We start from the raw sequence: 18031 nt of genomic DNA on the forward strand, positions 1-18031 counted from the left end.
AGGAAAGCATGGGGATGAAGGTATGATAGCGAGATATGTAAAAGAACAAGATAAAGAATACCTGCAGCTACACCAAAATCTACAATTGAGTCTATTTTGATTCTGATACCCCGTCCGCTTGCGGCGGGGTAGTTCATTTTAATTATAACCAGCTACTTAAATGATCGGGTTCCTTTCGGGATTTCCGAAGAACAAAAAAGGGGACTTAGCCCCTTTTTCTGGATTAGTTAGTTATTTTTTCGGCGATAACATCATCATCATGTTACGACCTTCTTTTTTTGGTGCTTGCTGTACCTCAGCTACATCCTCTAAATCCTTGGCCATGCGAGCCAGTAATTCTTCCGCTAGGTTAGAGTGTTGAATTTCCCGACCTCGGAAGGTAATCGTCGCTTTTACCTTATCTCCCGCTTTTAAAAAACGTTGCGCTTGGTTGACTCGCACGTTGTAGTCATGCTCATCGATTTTATAGCGCATTTTAACTTCTTTTATATCGGCTGTATGCTGTTTTTTCTTGGCTTCGCGGGCTTTTTTCTCCTGTTCAAACTTGTACTTACCATAGTCCATAATCCGGCAAACGGGAGGACTTGCCGTTTCACTGACGAGGACGAGATCAAGTTCCTTTTCTTCGGCCACGCGCAAAGCTTCGGCAGGAGTAATAATGCCTAGCTGAGAGCCGTCGCTATCGATAACGCGGATTTCAGGAAAGCGGATTCTTTCGTTAATTTGGGGGAGATCGCGAGTAGTGCGTCTTTTATCTATCACAGGCGTTCTGGGTTATCTCTATTCTAGTTAGTTAATCGGTTGGAGTTTACAAAATGGTTTACTTGCTATTCTACCTACTCGATCGAGTTTCTTGGCCAATTGTTAAGTTTTCTTGCAATGTTAATTTTTAGCCGCCGGTCGTCAGCCGCCGGCCGTCAGCCAGATAAGCTGTTGTCTATGGGTTTTGTTAGACTAAGACCCTATACTCTCAGGAATCGATCGGTAAGGTGCGTTACCCCTCGTTGCGGCAAGAAACGCACCCGACAAAATCGGCGGCATCGCACTACCTCTGTAAACCAATGTCTAGATTATAGTAGGACAGTATCGGGCGAAAGTTGATAAGATTTTCCAGTATGGTTAAATATTGCGCTGATGTTTTAATATTACCTATCGCCTAAAACTATGATTACTTATATTAAAATTCATGGCTTTAAATCCTTTCATAATTTTGAAATGGTATTCACGCCGCTTACTGTAGTTGCTGGGGTTAATGCTTCTGGTAAGAGTAATTTATTTGATGCTTTGCAATTGTTGGCGCGGCTGGCAGAAGTGGATCTGAAGACGGCTTTTAGCGAGCAACGAGGACATCCTAGCGAACTTTTTACCCAGTATGATGAGGACGACTACGCCACGGAAATGGAATTTATAGTTGAAATGTTAGTCAATCGCAAGGTAAAAGATAATTGGGGTGGGGAAGTCGATCTTAAATATACAAGGTTGCGCTATCAATTAAAAATTAAACGAGAGTCTAATATAAGTGGATTTGAAAACTTGTATATTGTTGATGAACGTTTAGAAAATTTAAAGCACAATGAAGATAATTGGGTAAAAAATTATATTCCTAAGACAGTATTGGAAACTTGGCGACCAAAAGTAGTAACGGGTAGGAGAGCGATTCCTTATATTAAGACTGAAGATATTAATGGTATTGCTACCATTGTTGTACCTCAAGACGGTCAACAAGGAAATAAAAAAGTATTTCCCGCAAAAAACGCATCACAAACTGTTTTAAGCAGCATTAATACTATAGATTTTAAACATATATTAGCCGCCAAACAAGAAATGCTGAGTTGGAAGTTTATGCAGCTTAATCCCGAAGATTTGCGAGAACCTACTCGTCAAGATATGGGCATCAGAGATACAATAACAGCAAGCGGAAAGAATTTAGCCGCTGCTTTATTTCGCATCAAACAAGATGATGAATATACCCTCACAGCAATTTCCCGTGATCTCAATAATCTGCTACCGAATCTCACAGAAGTTAATGTTTATGATGACAAAGCAAATCGACAATTTATTATCAAGGTAAAAGGCGATGATAATCGGGAGTTTTCTTCGAGAGTGCTTTCCGAAGGAACCCTACGTTTATTAACATTATGTGTCCTGCAATACGACCGACAACACACAGGATTACTGTGTTTTGAAGAGCCAGAAAATGGCATTCATCCTTTTCGTATTGAAGCAATGGCAAGATTATTAAAAGAGCTAACTGTCGATTTTGAAGATACTGAAATGCCTTTACGCCAAGTAATAGTGAACACTCATTCTCCGGTTCTGGTGAGTCAATTAATTAATTGGCAAGATGATGAAAATGTCAGCATTTGGCTTTCTCAACTTACCACTATAATATCCACTATTGAAGGGAAGCGAATTAAGATGAAAAGCAGTAATTTTCACCCTGTTATCAAAGAGAATAAAAAGCAATTAACCTTATTTTTCTCCGAAAATGAGGCCAAGCTAACTCTCTCGGAAGTTGTCGAATATCTAAAAACTGCTGATGCTGAAAGTGCGATTAAAAATATTAAAAATCAACAAAACCAATTAACATAAATCAATTAAGATGGCAAAAAAACCCAAACAAATAATTATTGCCTTAGCTACAGAAGGCAGTTCCGATCATAGATTTTTACCGAATATTATTAAGCGCACTTTCGAGAGAGTTGCTCTTGACGGTCAACAAGAAATAGAAATTTTTGACCCAATTTGTCTTCCACAAATCTCTCGCGAAAATATCCGAGAAAAAGCTAAAAAATACGCAATTCAAGCGGTGGAGAAGGGAGCAATGGTTTTGTGCTTCCATGCAGACGCAGATGATAAAACAGATGAAAACGCATTTAAGGAAAGAATTGATCCGGCTTTTAATGCTATTAAATCAGACGAGCGAGACTTATGTAAAAATTTAGTTGCTATCGTTCCAATACAAATGACTGAAGCCTGGATATTAGCAGACAAAGAATTACTAAAAAAAGAATTGTGTACAAATAAAAGTGATAGTGAGTTGGCAATCGATAAAGAACCCGAATCTTTTAGCAATCCGAAAGAAACAATTAAAAATGCCATCAATAAAGCCAGAGAAGGTATTACTAAACGCTATCGAAATAAACTAAAAATTGACGATTTATATTCACCGCTTGGTACAAAAATCCCATTGTCGAAATTAGAATCCTTGTCTTCCTACAAAAAATTTGAAAAGGCAGTACGAGATATTTTTCCACAATTAACGAAAGTCAACAATATAGAGGATAATCCTGATGAAACGTGAATAGGACCTTGCTAATACCATTTTTCTAAAGTAATGGCAGAGATGGTTAATTTTCGGCATTGCTGAATCAAGGCATGAATAGCAACTGTGCAGGTTCCCGTGCAAAAGTTAGTTTGGCTCTAGGTTTTAAAAATACCAGAAAAGAAGATTCATATCTCAAATCAGCAACGCCGATTTATCTACACCTATTTTTTATACTAACTATTGATTAGGCGACTTACCATCTCTACCATTCGACATAGGTTTAAATTTTTAATCTCTTCCTGAATTTGATCGATTGAACTTTGAGAATCATCACTACAGTAAGCCAATTGAACTTTCTTTCCCTGCGGATCGGTTAATAGGGTGATCCAGTCTTGATCGCTCGACACCTGATAATCTATATAGATGCCTTGTCTATCTTTGGCGGGAGTGAATTTACATGAATAATAGTTATCCTGTTTACGTTTGTCCGATGCTTGTCTAGCCAACAAGTTTTCGATTAACAAACAATCGGATTCTTTATGTTGCTCGTCGTGAATATAATTTATTTTGCTTAAATCCGCTTTCCTGTAAGTCTTGGAAACATAACGATAAAGCTCCGCTTTAGAATCATACTGGATAGGTAAAATAATAAATCCTTTCTCCGCTTCCTCTTTGATCGCCTTTCGAGGAATATCGGCATTATAGGGAGTTAATAGGATAGCTTGTAATTTATATTTGAGTTTACTGGTGACATGATCGGCAATTTCTTGTTTTAAAATATCTCTAAAAGTTGTAATTTGTTCGATACCTGTACTCGTGGAATTTTTATTAGTTCCCTTCATCTCGATAATTGTCAGCAGAAGTAAGCCATTCTGAATAAAAAGAGATAAATAATCAGGTCTTTTCTGCTTTTGATTTCTAACAAGAGGATCCTCCCGACGATCAGTTTTAAATAAAATACAAACGGAATCTTTTTCTGGCTTGGTAATCCGAAAGCTCACACCGCTTTCGGGTGGAGCGATCCGATTGGGTACGGTACAGAAAATAAGCAAATTTTCTAAAAAGTTAAATTTTTGCCAATCGAGTTTATTCTTCTTCTGAGGAACATCCTTCTTCGGTTTCTTGGTTTTGTTGTCCTGCTTCATAAATTGCAAAAAACTTTTGTTGAATATCAACTGATACATCGCTGAGAGTATCCCAACGAATACCGTATTCAGGGTCGTGTAAAGAAAGTAATTTATTATTTTTTATTTCATAGGCACTAACCTGTTCCATTTTAAGAAAACCTCGGCTATCTTGCAGATAAAGCAATTTAGCTTGTTCGGCTAAAAGTTCTGGATTTTGGTGATTACCATTAACGATATTGTTAAGATGAGCCATCAAATAGGGGCTATGAGTCGTCAATAAAATTCTAACTCCTAAATTTACTAAAATCGCTAAAGATTCTAACAATTTTACCTGAGATTCTGGATGTAAGTTCATTTCAGGCTCATCGATCACCAGAAAATCCCCGGATTTTGCTCGATAGCGTAAATAGAGTAAAAGCGGGGCTAATTGTTTAATAGACGAGGAAGCATTATAAAGATCGATCTCTAAACTTCTTTTTACCGAAACTTTAATTTCTCTGCCTCCGAATTTAGTCTTTTTAAAGATTGTTTTATTGTTATTTTGAATATACTTTTCAATTTGATCAGCTAATTTTTGAAAATCATTTTTATTTTTGGCAATGGGATCGGGCTTATTTTCTAGTTCTATGTCAGTTAAAAAATCTAAAAAATCCTCTACTGGTTGAGGATAGCGAATATCTCCCTGTTCTTTCAGTAACTCTAACTGCTTATCTCGATTAATACGTCCTTGTATCAATAGCTCTCTCTGATTCTCTTTAAGTAGCTTATATCTTCTATTAGCCAGCACTTTATAGGTATTTATAAAAACGTTTCTTTCGGCGGGTAAAGGAAGTGCGTCTGAAAATGAAAATGTTACAACACCAGCAACAAAATCAAGAAGAACCATGTTTTTATAATCATAAATTTCAGCTTCTTTTTCTGGATAAAATAAAATCTCATTATTGTTGTCGCTTCGCTCGATTTTCTTGATTCCAAATGAAGCTAATGACTGGCGATACTCAATTATATGCGCTAAAACTTTTTCTATAGCTGTTTTAATATCATCTTCGGAAATTTCGATACTGAATTTCGTTTTTTCAAAAATCTTGCCGCTAGAATCTTGGAAAAAAGATTGTAGTTTTATCCCGCTAAATTCAGATGCGGACTTTTGAACAATTTCGGATATAACATCATAAAAACGTCGGTCTATTTTTAAAGACCAATGATCGGCTTGATTTGTAAATTCTATTTTTTCTAAAATTTCACTAGAAAAAAAAAGGCCGTCACGATGATTAATCCATAACCCATAAATCGAGTAGGCGATATAAGTTTTATTAGAATTATTCGGGCCAATAATAACGGTTAGAGGCCGAAGATCCACTTCTGCCTCTTTAATACTACCTAAATTCAAGAGTTTGATTTTCATCATAAAAACGAACACTCCGAATACAGACCCTTATTTTACCCGATTCGTACTCGCTTGCGCCGATTCTTTAGTTTTATCTTCAAACGCAACCATGATCGAGAAACGAACAGCGATCGCTTTCTGAGAAAAAATCGATCGCCAACCGACAATCCAAAACGCTGTCATTACCTTTCTAAAGCAACAAGCTAGTGGTTAGCTGATCACTGAAAGCTCCTTAAATATCTAACCTTTGGTAGATGCTATTAAGATGATTTAAGTGCTGCTGGGGATCAAAGCAACTTTCGATCTCGTCGGGGGATAAAATGCCAGTAACTCGCTCATCTTGGCTGATAAAAGCTTTAAAATTGCCGTTATCGGTGTTCCAAGCGCGATGGGCGTTTTCTTGGACGATTTTATAGGCAGATTCCCGGCTAATTCCCTTACTCACCAAAGTTAAAAGAACTCTTTGACTGAAAATCACGCCACCGTAAACATTCATATTTCGCTTCATGTTTTCGGGATACACCAGCAGATTTTTGACTAAATCGGTGATTTCCTTCAGCATAAAGTGGGTCAAAATGCAAACATCTGGCAGCATCACCCGTTCTACGGAACTATGGGAAATATCTCTTTCGTGCCAGAGGGCGATATTTTCTAAGGCGGAAACGCTATGACTACGGATAATTCTCGCCATTCCCGTTAAGCGTTCTGAGCGGATGGGATTACGTTTATGGGGCATAGCGGAGGAGCCTTTTTGTCCTTTGGAAAAGTATTCTTCCACTTCTAGGACATCGGTTCTTTGCAGGTTGCGAATCTCCACGGCAAAACGTTCGATCGAAGCCGCTAATAAGGCTAATTGTTGCACATAATCGGCGTGTCGATCGCGGGAGATCACTTGAGTGGAAGCGGTATCCGGTTCTAATCCTAGCTTCTGACAGGTTAACGCCTCAATTTTCGGGTCAATATTGGCATAGGTTCCCACTGCACCGGATATTTTACCGATGGCGATGTCTTGGCGCAAGCGAATTAAACGATCGCGTCCTCGCAGCACTTCCGCTAACCATCCCGCTAGTTTAAAGCCAAAGGTGATCGGTTCGGCGTGAATGCCGTGGGAACGTCCCACCATGACTGTATAACGGTGTTCTTGGGCGCGATAACGCAGGGCTTGAATGAAATCTTCTAATTGTTCTAAAATCAGGTTTAAACTGGCGACTAATTGTAAGGACAGGGCGGTATCTAATACATCAGAACTGGTTAAACCCAAATGAATATAACGCCCCGGCTCGCCCACATATTCGTTAACATTTGTTAAAAAGGCGATGACATCGTGGCGCACTTCTGCTTCTATTTCTAAAATGCGATCGGGATCAAAATTAGCTTTTGCCTTAATTTCTTCTACTGCATCCCCCGGAATATAGCCTAATTCTGCCTGCGCTTCACAGACGGCTATCTCTACCTCTAGCCATGTTTGATATTTATATCTATCCGTCCACAAATTCCCCATCGCAGGGAGAGTATAACGCTCGATCACTATTAATTCTTCCAAGACAACCGTTTAATTGTATCGGATCGGGGTAAGTCTGGGAATAGGCAGGGGGCAGCGGGGAGTTTTGTTTTCCCCACTCCCTTTTCACCGGTTAGTAATTCGGTAGTAGCGGTGAGGCTCTTCTAGGTTGTGTGTGATAAGTTTAACTTACAATATGATTGATTGATCTTTGTGTCCTTTGTGTCTTTGTGGTTCGTTCCACCCCCTCTCTAGGAGGATTATATCTTAGAATACATTTTACCCACCAAATCCAAGAGATCCGCGGTGAACTATCTTGTTTAATTTAGGGACTTGCGCTTTGATAATGTACCTTTTGGGCGAACGCAGTTCGCCCCTACATTGTGGACAAAATCCGTTACTGTAGGGGCGCAAAGCTTGCGCCCTCCGATCAATTGGGATATTATTCCCACGCAAGTCCCTTAGCCTGAATCGAATCCCTACCCCCTTGCTTCAACCCATGCTCGCATTTTACCCGGATTGTTCAATCCGTAGGGATCGACGAGTTGTTTAAATTCTAGTTGCAGGGGATTAATCTGTCTGCTGCCGCCATCTTCCATGATATAAGTGTGAGGATTGGCAATGGCTGCACCCTGTTGTTCATAGATAGCAATAATCTCATTTAATCGAGTTTCTGTGGTAAATTCTAGCAAGGGAAGACCAGCGGGAATAACTTTACCTTGAAATCTCAAAAATTCTAGGTGCATCATTATTTCCTCCCCAAAATAATTATAGAGTTTCTCCACCGTGGCTAGATTAAAATAAAAAGCCTGTAGATAAGTTATTTTGGGGTTACAACTACGCGCATGGAGAGTGGTATGATTCCAAGTAAATTCTAAGATACTGTTGCCTTTTTGAGTTTCTTCTGGCGTTTTATAGTAGGTAAGTTCACCATTATATTCTTTAATTAAAGATTCTAATGCAACTCGATCGCTGTCCGATACTATTAACAAAACTGCCGCTTTTCCCGTGGGTAAATAATCCTTAAGAGCAGTAAAATAAGCGGGAATTGGCCAGGAGTGAACGCTAACCATTTTCTTGACAATGCCATCACTATCACTAAGAGCTTGACCGAATTTAGCGGCGGTGATAAAATCGGCAAAAGTAACGATAAATTCTGCCCAAGGATAACAGGGAGCGAGGGCTATTTCTAACTCGGTAATAATGCCATTGGTTCCGTAGGCATGATTGACTTTTTCTACCTCATCCCCCCGTAGTTCGATAATTTTTGGTTCTGTTTCTAGGGTGACTAACTGCAGTGCTTGCAGATTGCCCCTATCCTTCAATTGTCCATAATTAATCGAACCCATGCCCACACTGCCACCCCCGATAAAACCGCCAATTGTCGCCGTCCGATAGGTAGAGGGAGCCATTCTTAATTCCCAACCAATTGCGCGAGCTTGTTTATCAAAAAATGCCATTTTTACCCCCGCTTCTACCCGGGCTGTACCCGGTTCGATCGAGATAATTTTTGTTAGTTTGGTTGTGTCTAAAATTACTCCTCCCTGCAAGGGAACACATTGACCATAATTACCTGTACCCGCACCTCTAACTGTTAAAGGAATTTGGTATTTAACGCAGGTTTTAGCGATGTCAATAACCTCTTGGCTATTGTGGGGACGAATGACTAAATCAGCCCGTTTATCTTGCAGTTGTGCCTCTAAAATGGGACTAAAATGATAATAATCTAAGGAAAGTTTCGCCACTTGCCCCGGATCGGTGATAATTTCCAGACGGGAAAGTTCTTCAATGAGATTTTGATAGTTAGATTTCATGGTTAGGTATTAGTGTAAAATTAGTTTCCTAGTCGAGATGACAATTCAGTTAAGTAGTCGTGCAAAATTAATTTCTTGGTTAGGATAGGCAAAAGGCAAGAGGCAAAAGGCAAAAGCTTGATCGAAATGTGTAATTAATTTTGCTTAGGTACTTATCAGTTATCAGTTATCATTCATAATTCATAATTCATAATTCCCCCATTTCCCCATCATCTTACACCCTACACCCTACACCCCACACCCTACACCCTACACCCCACACCCTACACCCTACACCCTACACCCTACACCCCAATCAGCGATCGCTGGATAAGAAAAAATTAAAAACCGATCGCCTAGGCGGTCGGTTTTACTAAAAATTATAAACTTTTATTAACTTTGTTTGCTGAGAAACTGTTGAGCTTGTCTAAGAGCGGCAGCGCCGATATTGAAGACAGCCCAGCCACCAGCAATAAGCAAAGGGGTTAAAACGATTAACACTCTCCAGTCCATAGATTTCCTTCTCCTCGGTCAGTGCTTAAAAGATTGTTACTTGATTCTCATTTTATATTTATACCCTAATCCGCCCGTTTTGGGAATCCAGTATCAGTACCTTTTCCCCCATGAACGAGGGCAAGTTTAGCATAGCGCTCGGCGTGTTCGATCAACTCTTGAGCCTCCTGTGGCGACACTTCCCGGACGCGTTTAGCGGGAATACCCACCACTAAAGATCGCGGTGGTATATCTTTTGTCACAATACTACCCGCCCCAACAATACTACCCGCCCCGACGCGCACACCATCGAGAATCACTGCCCCAATGCCGATTAAACAACCGCGCTCAATATGGGCTGCGTGAATTACCGCCCGGTGTCCGATGGTAACGTAATCTTCAAGGATAGTAATTTTGCCCGGCTCTCCGTGTAGGATCGCCCCATCTTGGATGTTAGTATAAGCCCCAATTTCGATGCGTTCCACGTCGGCACGCAATACCGCCCCATACCAAACACTCACCCCCACAGCTAGGGAAATATCGCCCATTACCGTGGCATTAGGGGCAATAAAAGCCGCTTGACTGACATCGACAATCGGCCAGAAATTAGAAGTTGATCTTAAGTTATCTAAGGACATGGGAGGATCTGCACTAAAGTCGAAAGAGAATACCCGTCCAATTTGGTTGGGTATAATATATATAGGATTATTGGTACAAAGATAGCAATTTTTAGTTTAGGTTCTTCCATGATCAATGCAAGTTTACAATACCCTGTTTTTGGCCCCGATATCCATTGTCCTCACTGTCGGCAGCTAATCCCCGCCCTCACTTTGACGGATACCTATTTGTGTCCGCGCCATGGGGCTTTTGAAGCCGATCCCAAAACGGGTGAGTTGGTTCACTTGCAGTCAGGACGGCATTGGCGACTCTGGAATGGTGAGTGGTATCGTCAACATACTCACCCAGATGGTATTCGTTTTGAGATTCACGAAGCACTCGATCGCCTCTACACTCAAGGATTTAAAGCGACTAAAGTAATTATTGCCAACCGTTATCGCGATTTAGTTAGTTCCTACCTAGAACGTAACACCACTTGGCGCGGTAATGAACCGGGTGAAGCCACTATTCCCCGTCTCTACGGTTTACCGGTAGAATTTAGTCCCGATGCCCCCGATGAACCCTGTTGGGATGTAATTAACTTTGATCTGGAAAAAGAACCGGGGGTTCCCAAACGTTACCCCTATTTTCGTCTTTTTGATTAATCATTAGCCATTAGGAGCCAGTCGTCAGGAGATAGGAGATAGAAGATTGCTTTTATTTATTATCCCCATCTCCCCACTTCCCCATCTCCCCACTTCCCACTTCATAATTCATAATTCATAATTCATAATTCATAATTCTTTCTCCTGAAAATGCACCATGTTTCTATTCGTACCGCTAATATCCATCGGGCGATCGCTTTTTATCAACTTCTCGGTTTTACCCTAGAGGAAAGATTCACCACGGGTTATACTTTGGCCTGTTGGCTCACTGGGTTAAACGGACGCATCGAATTAATCCAAATTCCTCAACCGAAACCCGCTCCCGATGCCTTTGGTGATCAGCATTATGTGGGTTATTATCACTTGTCTTTTGACCTAACAGAAAATGTCAGCAATTTACCAGAATGGTTAGAAAAATTAACAAATAACTTTCAGCAAGCCCATCAAGAGGATGCCGATTTATATCAACCTTTAAATATTCTTTTGCTACCCCAACAACAGATGATCGGCGATCATGTCTATGAAGTCACTTTTATTGCCGATACAGACGGTTTACCCCTAGAATTTATCCGTCGTTTAACCTAAAAAGATTGTCCCACTTCTAAGACTTTTGTTTGGCCGTTACGAGACAAAATAACCTGTTGATTACCAACTTCCACTAAAGTCCAACCATTGATAAATTCCCCCGGAGAAATACGGGTAGTTATGCCCTTATTATCAAATAAAGCTGAAGATCGATCGCCTAAATCCATCACCCCCACCAGGGTATTTTTCACCTGATTATTGGTAGGAATAACCGCTGCCACTGGTCGATTTTCTTGGGGCGCAGCTGGTAATGGTGGTGCAGAAATGTCGGTATTTGAGGGTGTAACTGGGACAAGTTTGGCAGTAGTTTCAGGGGTTTGGGGATAAACAGGAACGTAAATTCTTTCTATGATCTGGGGAGTATTATTAACTGGTAAATTAGCGGGTGGTGCTGGTGGAACTGGCACTACTGGAGAAGGGTTATTTTTGGCAGCAGGATTGGGATCGGGGGATGAAGTTTGACTTTGGCGATCAATAATAGCAAGGGATGATTGCAGATAGGCAATAAATTTTTTATCTTCTTGGGAAGTCGTGCTATTTTGAGAGATAGGGGCATTTTTCTGACTGATGAGCCATGCCACCACCCAACCTAGATAGATGCAAGCAATAACAAAAATAACTTTATCTAGGGGCATTCTGGGATTTTCTTCATAGCCCGCCGGCATATTTGTTTCACTCCTCGATCGCTACTGTTGTTTCGATTCTAACAGGATAGCACTCAGTTATTCTCCCTCAATTTTCCTTTTTAACTAATTAAAATCTTCTAGAGGGGATATAGTGGACAGAGAATGATGTATATTAATGTAAGTAAAGTTTCGTAACAATTCTGAAATCCTTTGCTCAACTCTACCCTAGTTTCCAGCAATCCCGATCGCCTGAAACCCCTAGTCCCTAACTGGGAAAAATGTCAATCCGTCTTTTGGACAGCAGCATTTCTGGTATCAGTCCCCGTATTCATACAAGCGCCCCTAGTGCGCTACTATCCCGAAGTTAGCCTAGGTTTAACCTTTTTCTGGGTGGGGTTAGGGGTTTGGCTGCTCAAACAAGAAAAAATCAGTCTTTGGGGGGATTTACTTTTGGGCTTTAGTTGGAGTTGGTTAGCAGGTTCTCTGTACTGGGGTTGGTGGCGTTGGGAACCGTTGATCCATATTCCCATGGAAGCGATCGGGCTGCCCTTTGTTCTCTGGGGACTATACAAAGGTCGTGGCAAAGTGGGCAATCTTTTCTATCTGGGTTCTTTGTTAGGAACGGCCATCACCGATGTATATTTCTATCTAACGGGACTAATTCCCTACTGGCGACAATTAATGACCGTGGAACTAGATCCCAACCTAGTATCGCCGATATTTCATAACGCCTTAGCCCAAATTGAGACCCCCTGGGGCATCAGTTGGGCGATCGTGCTGCTCAACCTGCTCTTAGCGATCGGTATTTATCCTTTGCAAAAAACGGGATGTCATTGGTGGGCATTTAGCGGGGCTGTATTGAGTACAATTTTAGTCGATGGTTTATTTTGGATTACCGCCTCTCTGGCCTAAGACAATAGGCTATATAATTAACGCAGTCTATCTATTGCCGCTTATGCACCCGTGGATATACTACTAGGAAAAAATCCCTATTTACTACTCCATACCGAGAGAGGCCAGCGTTTTTTCCCTCTCGTGGGGAAATCTTACTGGACAATCGGACGGAGCAAAGATAACGATATCGTGATTAAAGATCACTGTATCTCTCGTAATCACGCTATTTTACAATCCACGGAAACAGGGGATTTTTATCTGATCGATCTCGGTAGTCGCAATGGAACTTTTGTCAATGGCAGAAGGGTGGCCATTCCAGTGACTATCCATAGCCAAGAGCAGATCACCTTTGGCAAAACCGAGGTGCAGTTCTATCGTCCTGCTCCCAGCAATGTGGGCAAGCAACCGCGCAATTTAGAATGGGATACCCTCACCTCCGCCGTCCATGAACGGCGCTTAACATCGGTGATGGTGGTAGATATGCGGAATTTTACGGCTTTAACGAGGCAATTAGACGAAAAAGTGCTTTCTTCTCTGATTGGCAGTTGGTTTCGCCATGCCGGGGGTATTATCCGCAGTTCCGGCAGTTGGGTAGATAAATATATTGGTGATGCGATCATGGCCATCTGGTTTCACGGCCAACAGGAAGTCGATCAAGACGATATCCTGCAAATTTTCCAAGCAATTATACAACTAAATAACATGACTTGCGCCTTAAGCGAACAATATCCCTTACCTTTTAAATTACGCATCGGTGCGGGAGTGAATACTGGTTATGCTATGGTCGGCAATACTGGCAGCGGTGAACATCCAGATTATACGGCGATCGGGGATACAGTCAACGCCGCTTTTCGTTTAGAGTCGGCTACCAAAGAAATGGGCAAGGATTTAGCCATCGGAGCCACTACCTACAGTTATCTCATCGGTTTACCCCATCTCCAGCAAGTTTTTACTCAACATACCGTCAGTCTGAAAGGATACCACGATAGCACTATTGCCTACGGAACCACTTTTGATGACTTGGATCGTTTCCTCGATGCCAATATTAATGAGGAGATGACTGGAATTACAGGATTTATCGGCAGTGTCTGAAGATTGAAATTAAACGGGGGGTTGGAGACGTTTTAGCGATCGGTAAACAGTAATCAGTGAAAAGACAGTAGGAAACCTTTTATTTAATACTGTACACTTAAAACTAAAATCTGATAACTGATAACTGATAACTGATAACTGATAACTGACTTACTCTTCGGTAGCGGCGAGAACTAAATCTTCCTCCTCCAAGGCGGGGGGAACTTCGATTTCTTCCACTACTTCCGAGACGGTCCGGCCTTCCGCTTCCGCTAGACGTTTTTCTCGGTATTTAATCGCCATTTCTTCGGCTTTTTCAAACACTAACGGGCGATTTTTGAGCATATCTCCCGGTTCTGGTTCTAATTGTTTAGTCGAGAGGGAAATGCGACCTCTTTCGGCATCGAGATCGATAATCATCACTTTTAACTCATCATTGACATTGAAAACCGTGTGGGGGGTGTCAATGTGATCGTGAGAGATTTCGGAAATATGCAGTAAACCACTGACTCCACCAATATCGATGAAAGCACCGTAGGGCTTGATTCCGCGCACAGAACCGATTACCACCTGTCCCACGGCTAAACCGTTCATCTTGCGTTCCACTAAAGCGCGACGATGACTTAAAACCAGACGGTTGCGATCCTCATCCACTTCTAAAAACTTTAAGGGCAATTCCTGACCGACTAAATCCTCTTTCGCTTCTCTGGTGCTAATGTGAGAACCGGGGATAAAGCCTCGGAGACCTTCAATTCTGACTAATGCCCCACCACGGTTAGTGGCGAAAACATTCGAGCGCACGGTAGCATCTTCTTTTTGCAATTGACGCACCCGTTCCCAAGCGCGCATATATTCGATGCGACGGATCGACAGGGTTAGCTGTCCATCTTCATTCTCGTCGGTAAGAATGAAAAACTCCCTGGTTTCGTTGGGTTGTAAAACTTCTTCGGGATTATCGACGCGGTTGATCGACATCTCCTGCACGGGGATAAAAGCGGCGGTTTTAGCACCGATATCGATGAGCGCTCCCCGGGGTTCCATGCTGAAAACAGTCCCGGCGACAACATCTCCCGGACTGAAATGATAATCGTATTTGTCTAGAAGGGCGGCAAAATCTTCATGGGTAAAGCCTATGTTTTTGTTTGCAGTTTTTTGGGTGGTCATGTACGTTGTTTGGGCCTCGGAATTTCCGTAGGTTTTTCCTCCTATGTGATGTACAGTTTCTAAATCAAGGAGATGCCTCCTAATTTAGTTACTAGGCGGGGCCTAGGGGATGAACTGCCGCATCCGGCTTTCTTGGAGGCAATCTGCCTCAAGAATGACTTTTAAGAATCTAACCAGAGCTTGGGCTTGAAATAGCACAAGGGATCCTCATTATAACTGAATCGGGAACTATTTAGGGTTTGCTGAATAAATCTAAAAACATTGTTCGATAAGACTTTTAGACCTTTTTGAAATCCAAAAGTACCGCCTATTGGAGTGATCGGGGGGAAAATCCCTGGACTTTTTCCCTGAAAATTAGGTAATTGACCCCCTGAAAATGGGTAAAACCCTACACCCTGCCCCCAGGAAAAACTTTTTACCCCAAACCCTATTTAAGACGAGGTGATCACGCTGGCTTCTTCCACTGGAGACCAAGAAGGGTAGGCGCGTTCGATTTCGGAGGATTGCAGCAGCGCTAAAGCGGCGATAAAGTCTCTAATTCCCTGAAAATTGCCGTAAACTGAAGCAAAGCGCACATAGGCCACTTCCGATTCTTGCCGGAGATATTCTAGGACTAATTGACCGATTTCCTGACTTGTTACTTCCCGTTTTGAGTCTTGCTGCAAACGAGATTCGATATCATTGACGATCGCCTCTAATCTTGAGGGGGGAATGCCGGTTTTTTCGCAAGCGCGGACGATCCCCCGGAGCAGTTTGCAGCGATCAAAAGATTCCCGTTTACCATCTTTTTTAATCACCGTGATTGGCACGAATTCGATGCGCTCGTAGGTGGTGAACCGATATTTACACTGTAAGCATTCACGACGACGACGAATGCTCTGACCGTTTTCGGAGGAACGGGACTCTAAAACGCGACTATCGGTATGCTGACAATTAGGACACTGCATAGGAGGCGCTCGGTGAGGGGAACCTTTAATTTAAGCCTTTAAATACGAAAACCAGAGCCGCTAACCTGCTTTTGACAAGCGGGCGGCTCAGGGAAGAAAATTATTAACCTAAACGGAGTTAAGAAATTTACTTTTGAATCCGGGGAGGTTCCCGGAAGGCGATGGCGAAGAAAATTACCGACAAAGCCATAGTTAAAACTAAAATGTAAGCGACGCTTTCCATGGTTGGACATCCTACAAGACTGCTATAACAATCCTATAGTATCAGGAAATGAGCTTTTCGGCTTGTCTGGGGATGTAATCTACATCCCCAGAATCAGTGGCAATCTATTTAACGCTAACTTTTGCCCCGGCATCTTCCAGTTTTTTCTTGACGGCGGCGGCATCATCTTTGTTAGTGCCTTCTTTAACCGCTTTGGGAGCGGCTTCTACTAGGTCTTTCGCTTCTTTGAGTCCTAAACCGGTCAATTCGCGCACTACCTTAAGGATAGCAATTTTCTTGTCGGCGGGAACTTCTTCGAGAACGACGTTAAATTCGGTTTGTTCTTCCACAGCTTCAGCAGCAGCCGCGGGAGCGGCCCCAGGGGCCGCCATAATTATGCCACCGGCCGGAGCGGCGGCACTAACTCCGAAGGTTTCTTCGATACCTTTGACTAATTCCGCAGCCTCTAAGAGGGTCAGGGTTTTGAGTTTTTCTAAGATTTCAGCTACAGCAGACATGGGTTAGACTCCTAATTGTTTTAAGTGATTGATTGGCGCGGTATTAAGCCGCTTCTTTTTCTTCTTGACGGGCCACGGCATCGACGGCGCGGGCCAAAGATGCGGGAACTTCGTTGATGCTGCGGGCCAGTTTGGTAGCAATGGCGTTGATTGCTCCGGCGACCTGAGCGATTAACTGTTCTTTCGACGGTAAATCAGCGATCGCTTTGAGCTGCTCTTCCGTCAACAGTTGACCTTTTGTTCCTTCTTTGAGGACACCGCCGCGCAGTTCGGTTTTTTTGCTTTCTTTTTTGAACTCTTGATAGGCCTTGAAAGCTCCACCGATGTCCTCTTTTACGAGCAGAAAGGCGGATGTTCCCGATAAAAGGCTTTTCATCGGTTCCCAGCCACTATCTTCAGCGATCGCCAATCCCATCAAAGTATTTTTGGTGACTTTACAAATCGTTCCCGTGGGGCGCAATTTGCGGCGTAGATTGCTGATTTCGGCGACGGTTAAACCTTGATAGTCGATGACCATCGTTAATTGAGCTTCGCTCAGGGAGGTTTTTAATTCTTCTAGAATCACTCCCTTGCTTTCTCTGCTTCTCCCCATCCCTTGTTCACCTCCTGTATGCGGGGGACCGGTTCCACAGGCACAAAAATAACCCCTTGTAGCGCCGGGGTTGAGTGGAGAGAATCAGTTCAGGCACGACCAAGACAGAAAAAATCTCTCTTTAGTCTTTTTGGCTGCTGTTTTCTCGCTTTGACCTCGGCAGGGTATTTAAGCTGTTTGGCACCTGCTGTCTTTGGCTTAAGCCAGCTTCTCATTGTAGCACTATTGCGGAATTTATGTCAAGCACGATATGTATTCTAAGACACAGTGCTGCTGGCGAGTGGGTGGAACGAACCACAAAGACACAAAGGACACAAAGATCGATCGCTCCTATATACTGAACACACAAAGAAGAAGAAAGCCTAATTTTTGAGTATTGTAAAGTTTTGTAAAAAATATATGCAAATGACTGCAAACAACTGCTAATATGGTTAGTACAAGTTTACGTTGCAGTTCACATAAAACTATCAGATTATGCTAAGAAAAAAGGGATCAGTTATGACACTGCTTGGAGAATGTGGAATCGAGGGCAGTTACAAGGAGAACGTCTTCCTACAGGAACAATTATTATTTTTGAAGATGACCGTTCTTGCGGTGAAAAT

General features: G+C 42.2%; 20 protein-coding genes, 2 pseudogenes and 1 other annotated feature. Of the genes and pseudogenes, 8 read left to right on the forward strand and 14 right to left on the reverse strand.

What is annotated here, in order from left to right:
• Window positions 1-100 (forward strand): annotated as a pseudogene (locus tag IM496_RS22795) (IS200/IS605 family transposase); the annotation flags it as partial.
• Window positions 101-231: 131 nt separating this feature from the next.
• Here the strand turns inward: IM496_RS22795 and infC are convergent.
• Window positions 232-762, reverse strand: coding sequence for a translation initiation factor IF-3 (gene infC, locus IM496_RS21385; protein WP_002736104.1), 531 nt, complete (start codon window positions 760-762; stop codon window positions 232-234).
• A 402-nt stretch (window positions 763-1164) separates the two neighbouring features.
• Between infC and IM496_RS21390 the strand changes: the two genes are divergently transcribed.
• Together IM496_RS21390 and IM496_RS21395 are read left to right on the forward strand one after the other, a co-directional pair.
• Window positions 1165-2592 carry an AAA family ATPase gene (locus tag IM496_RS21390; RefSeq protein ID WP_194013841.1) on the forward strand — a complete coding sequence of 476 codons (1428 nt, stop codon included), beginning with the start codon at window positions 1165-1167 and terminating at the stop codon, window positions 2590-2592.
• Window positions 2593-2602: 10 nt separating this feature from the next.
• The gene (locus IM496_RS21395) at window positions 2603-3304 is read left to right on the forward strand and encodes a DUF4276 family protein (RefSeq protein ID WP_287663257.1); all 702 of its coding nucleotides are present in this window, start codon (window positions 2603-2605) and stop codon (window positions 3302-3304) included.
• A gap of 197 nt (window positions 3305-3501) precedes the next feature.
• Here IM496_RS21395 and IM496_RS21400 read toward each other — a convergent pair whose 3' ends face one another.
• The 7 genes from IM496_RS21400 to IM496_RS21430 all read right to left on the reverse strand — a co-directional run bounded on the left by IM496_RS21400 (window position 3502) and on the right by IM496_RS21430 (window position 10206).
• Window positions 3502-4413, reverse strand: a complete 912-nt coding sequence (locus IM496_RS21400) for a hypothetical protein (RefSeq protein WP_287663259.1) — start codon at window positions 4411-4413, stop codon at window positions 3502-3504.
• Entirely contained in the window at window positions 4355-5803 is a 1449-nt protein-coding gene (locus IM496_RS21405) for an AAA family ATPase (protein ID WP_287663261.1), read from the reverse strand. The genes IM496_RS21400 and IM496_RS21405 overlap by 59 nt, the downstream gene beginning before the upstream one ends.
• A 27-nt stretch (window positions 5804-5830) precedes the next feature.
• Entirely contained in the window at window positions 5831-5965 is a 135-nt protein-coding gene (locus IM496_RS21410; protein ID WP_256377759.1) for a hypothetical protein, read from the reverse strand.
• 49 nt (window positions 5966-6014) lie between these two features.
• Entirely contained in the window at window positions 6015-7310 is a 1296-nt protein-coding gene (gene purB, locus IM496_RS21415; RefSeq protein WP_004268608.1) for an adenylosuccinate lyase, read from the reverse strand.
• A 452-nt stretch (window positions 7311-7762) separates the two neighbouring features.
• Window positions 7763-9097, reverse strand: coding sequence for an FAD-binding oxidoreductase (locus IM496_RS21420; RefSeq protein WP_287663263.1), 1335 nt, complete (start codon window positions 9095-9097; stop codon window positions 7763-7765).
• Window positions 9098-9469: 372 nt separating this feature from the next.
• Complete coding sequence (locus tag IM496_RS21425) at window positions 9470-9589, reverse strand: photosystem II protein Y (RefSeq protein WP_012265998.1); 120 nt, start codon at window positions 9587-9589, stop codon at window positions 9470-9472.
• A gap of 65 nt (window positions 9590-9654) precedes the next feature.
• Window positions 9655-10206 carry a gamma carbonic anhydrase family protein gene (locus IM496_RS21430; RefSeq protein WP_287663265.1) on the reverse strand — a complete coding sequence of 184 codons (552 nt, stop codon included), beginning with the start codon at window positions 10204-10206 and terminating at the stop codon, window positions 9655-9657.
• A gap of 108 nt (window positions 10207-10314) precedes the next feature.
• Between IM496_RS21430 and IM496_RS21435 the strand changes: the two genes are divergently transcribed.
• Together IM496_RS21435 and IM496_RS21440 are read left to right on the forward strand one after the other, a co-directional pair.
• Window positions 10315-10830, forward strand: coding sequence for a TIGR02652 family protein (locus tag IM496_RS21435; protein WP_046661831.1), 516 nt, complete (start codon window positions 10315-10317; stop codon window positions 10828-10830).
• A 150-nt stretch (window positions 10831-10980) separates the two neighbouring features.
• Window positions 10981-11415, forward strand: a complete 435-nt coding sequence (locus IM496_RS21440; RefSeq protein WP_194017295.1) for a VOC family protein — start codon at window positions 10981-10983, stop codon at window positions 11413-11415.
• Here the strand turns inward: IM496_RS21440 and IM496_RS21445 are convergent.
• Window positions 11412-12080: a hypothetical protein gene (locus tag IM496_RS21445; RefSeq protein ID WP_287663267.1), complete on the reverse strand. Its 669-nt coding sequence runs from the start codon at window positions 12078-12080 to the stop codon at window positions 11412-11414. The two genes, IM496_RS21440 and IM496_RS21445, sit on opposite strands and share 4 nt — an antisense overlap.
• A gap of 171 nt (window positions 12081-12251) precedes the next feature.
• Between IM496_RS21445 and IM496_RS21450 the strand changes: the two genes are divergently transcribed.
• Both IM496_RS21450 and IM496_RS21455 read left to right on the forward strand, forming a co-directional pair.
• Window positions 12252-12953 carry a DUF3120 domain-containing protein gene (locus IM496_RS21450; RefSeq protein ID WP_194017299.1) on the forward strand — a complete coding sequence of 234 codons (702 nt, stop codon included), beginning with the start codon at window positions 12252-12254 and terminating at the stop codon, window positions 12951-12953.
• A 51-nt stretch (window positions 12954-13004) separates the two neighbouring features.
• On the forward strand, window positions 13005-14027 hold the full coding sequence (locus IM496_RS21455; protein ID WP_287663269.1) for an adenylate/guanylate cyclase domain-containing protein: 1023 nt from the start codon (window positions 13005-13007) through the stop codon (window positions 14025-14027).
• Window positions 14028-14177: 150 nt separating this feature from the next.
• Here IM496_RS21455 and IM496_RS21460 read toward each other — a convergent pair whose 3' ends face one another.
• The 5 genes from IM496_RS21460 to rplJ all read right to left on the reverse strand — a co-directional run bounded on the left by IM496_RS21460 (window position 14178) and on the right by rplJ (window position 17429).
• Complete coding sequence (locus tag IM496_RS21460; protein ID WP_002737013.1) at window positions 14178-15170, reverse strand: 30S ribosomal protein S1; 993 nt, start codon at window positions 15168-15170, stop codon at window positions 14178-14180.
• Window positions 15171-15601: 431 nt separating this feature from the next.
• Window positions 15602-16117 (reverse strand): transcriptional regulator NrdR, encoded by a 516-nt coding sequence (nrdR, locus tag IM496_RS21465; RefSeq protein WP_104395483.1) that lies wholly within the window; start codon window positions 16115-16117, stop codon window positions 15602-15604.
• Between the two features lie 127 nt (window positions 16118-16244).
• The gene (locus IM496_RS21470) at window positions 16245-16340 is read right to left on the reverse strand and encodes a photosystem II reaction center protein T (protein WP_012267019.1); all 96 of its coding nucleotides are present in this window, start codon (window positions 16338-16340) and stop codon (window positions 16245-16247) included.
• A gap of 104 nt (window positions 16341-16444) precedes the next feature.
• A complete protein-coding gene (rplL, locus tag IM496_RS21475; RefSeq protein ID WP_004162771.1) occupies window positions 16445-16837 on the reverse strand; it encodes a 50S ribosomal protein L7/L12 in 393 nt (130 codons plus the stop codon).
• A gap of 43 nt (window positions 16838-16880) precedes the next feature.
• Complete coding sequence (gene rplJ, locus IM496_RS21480) at window positions 16881-17429, reverse strand: 50S ribosomal protein L10 (protein ID WP_008206397.1); 549 nt, start codon at window positions 17427-17429, stop codon at window positions 16881-16883.
• A gap of 98 nt (window positions 17430-17527) precedes the next feature.
• Window positions 17528-17644 (reverse strand) — a sequence feature (ribosomal protein L10 leader region).
• A 243-nt stretch (window positions 17645-17887) separates the two neighbouring features.
• Between rplJ and IM496_RS21485 the strand changes: the two are divergent.
• Window positions 17888-18031 (forward strand): annotated as a pseudogene (locus tag IM496_RS21485) (IS607 family transposase); the annotation flags it as partial.

Source organism: Microcystis sp. M049S2 (assembly GCF_020245625.1).
GTDB lineage: Bacteria > Cyanobacteriota > Cyanobacteriia > Cyanobacteriales > Microcystaceae > Microcystis > Microcystis ichthyoblabe_A.

Coding starts and splice junctions, on each gene's coding strand:
- IM496_RS21390 (WP_194013841.1), top strand. CDS start 1,165: ATGATTACTTATATTAAAATTCATGGCTTTAAATCCTTTCATAATTTT.
- IM496_RS21395 (WP_287663257.1), top strand. CDS start 2,603: ATGGCAAAAAAACCCAAACAAATAATTATTGCCTTAGCTACAGAAGGC.
- IM496_RS21400 (WP_287663259.1), bottom strand. CDS start 4,413: ATGAAGCAGGACAACAAAACCAAGAAACCGAAGAAGGATGTTCCTCAG.
- IM496_RS21405 (WP_287663261.1), bottom strand. CDS start 5,803: ATGATGAAAATCAAACTCTTGAATTTAGGTAGTATTAAAGAGGCAGAA.
- IM496_RS21410 (WP_256377759.1), bottom strand. CDS start 5,965: ATGACAGCGTTTTGGATTGTCGGTTGGCGATCGATTTTTTCTCAGAAA.
- IM496_RS21420 (WP_287663263.1), bottom strand. CDS start 9,097: ATGAAATCTAACTATCAAAATCTCATTGAAGAACTTTCCCGTCTGGAA.
- IM496_RS21425 (WP_012265998.1), bottom strand. CDS start 9,589: ATGGACTGGAGAGTGTTAATCGTTTTAACCCCTTTGCTTATTGCTGGT.
- IM496_RS21430 (WP_287663265.1), bottom strand. CDS start 10,206: ATGTCCTTAGATAACTTAAGATCAACTTCTAATTTCTGGCCGATTGTC.
- IM496_RS21435 (WP_046661831.1), top strand. CDS start 10,315: ATGATCAATGCAAGTTTACAATACCCTGTTTTTGGCCCCGATATCCAT.
- IM496_RS21440 (WP_194017295.1), top strand. CDS start 10,981: ATGCACCATGTTTCTATTCGTACCGCTAATATCCATCGGGCGATCGCT.
- IM496_RS21445 (WP_287663267.1), bottom strand. CDS start 12,080: ATGCCGGCGGGCTATGAAGAAAATCCCAGAATGCCCCTAGATAAAGTT.
- IM496_RS21460 (WP_002737013.1), bottom strand. CDS start 15,170: ATGACCACCCAAAAAACTGCAAACAAAAACATAGGCTTTACCCATGAA.
- nrdR (WP_104395483.1), bottom strand. CDS start 16,117: ATGCAGTGTCCTAATTGTCAGCATACCGATAGTCGCGTTTTAGAGTCC.
- IM496_RS21470 (WP_012267019.1), bottom strand. CDS start 16,340: ATGGAAAGCGTCGCTTACATTTTAGTTTTAACTATGGCTTTGTCGGTA.
- rplL (WP_004162771.1), bottom strand. CDS start 16,837: ATGTCTGCTGTAGCTGAAATCTTAGAAAAACTCAAAACCCTGACCCTC.
- rplJ (WP_008206397.1), bottom strand. CDS start 17,429: ATGGGGAGAAGCAGAGAAAGCAAGGGAGTGATTCTAGAAGAATTAAAA.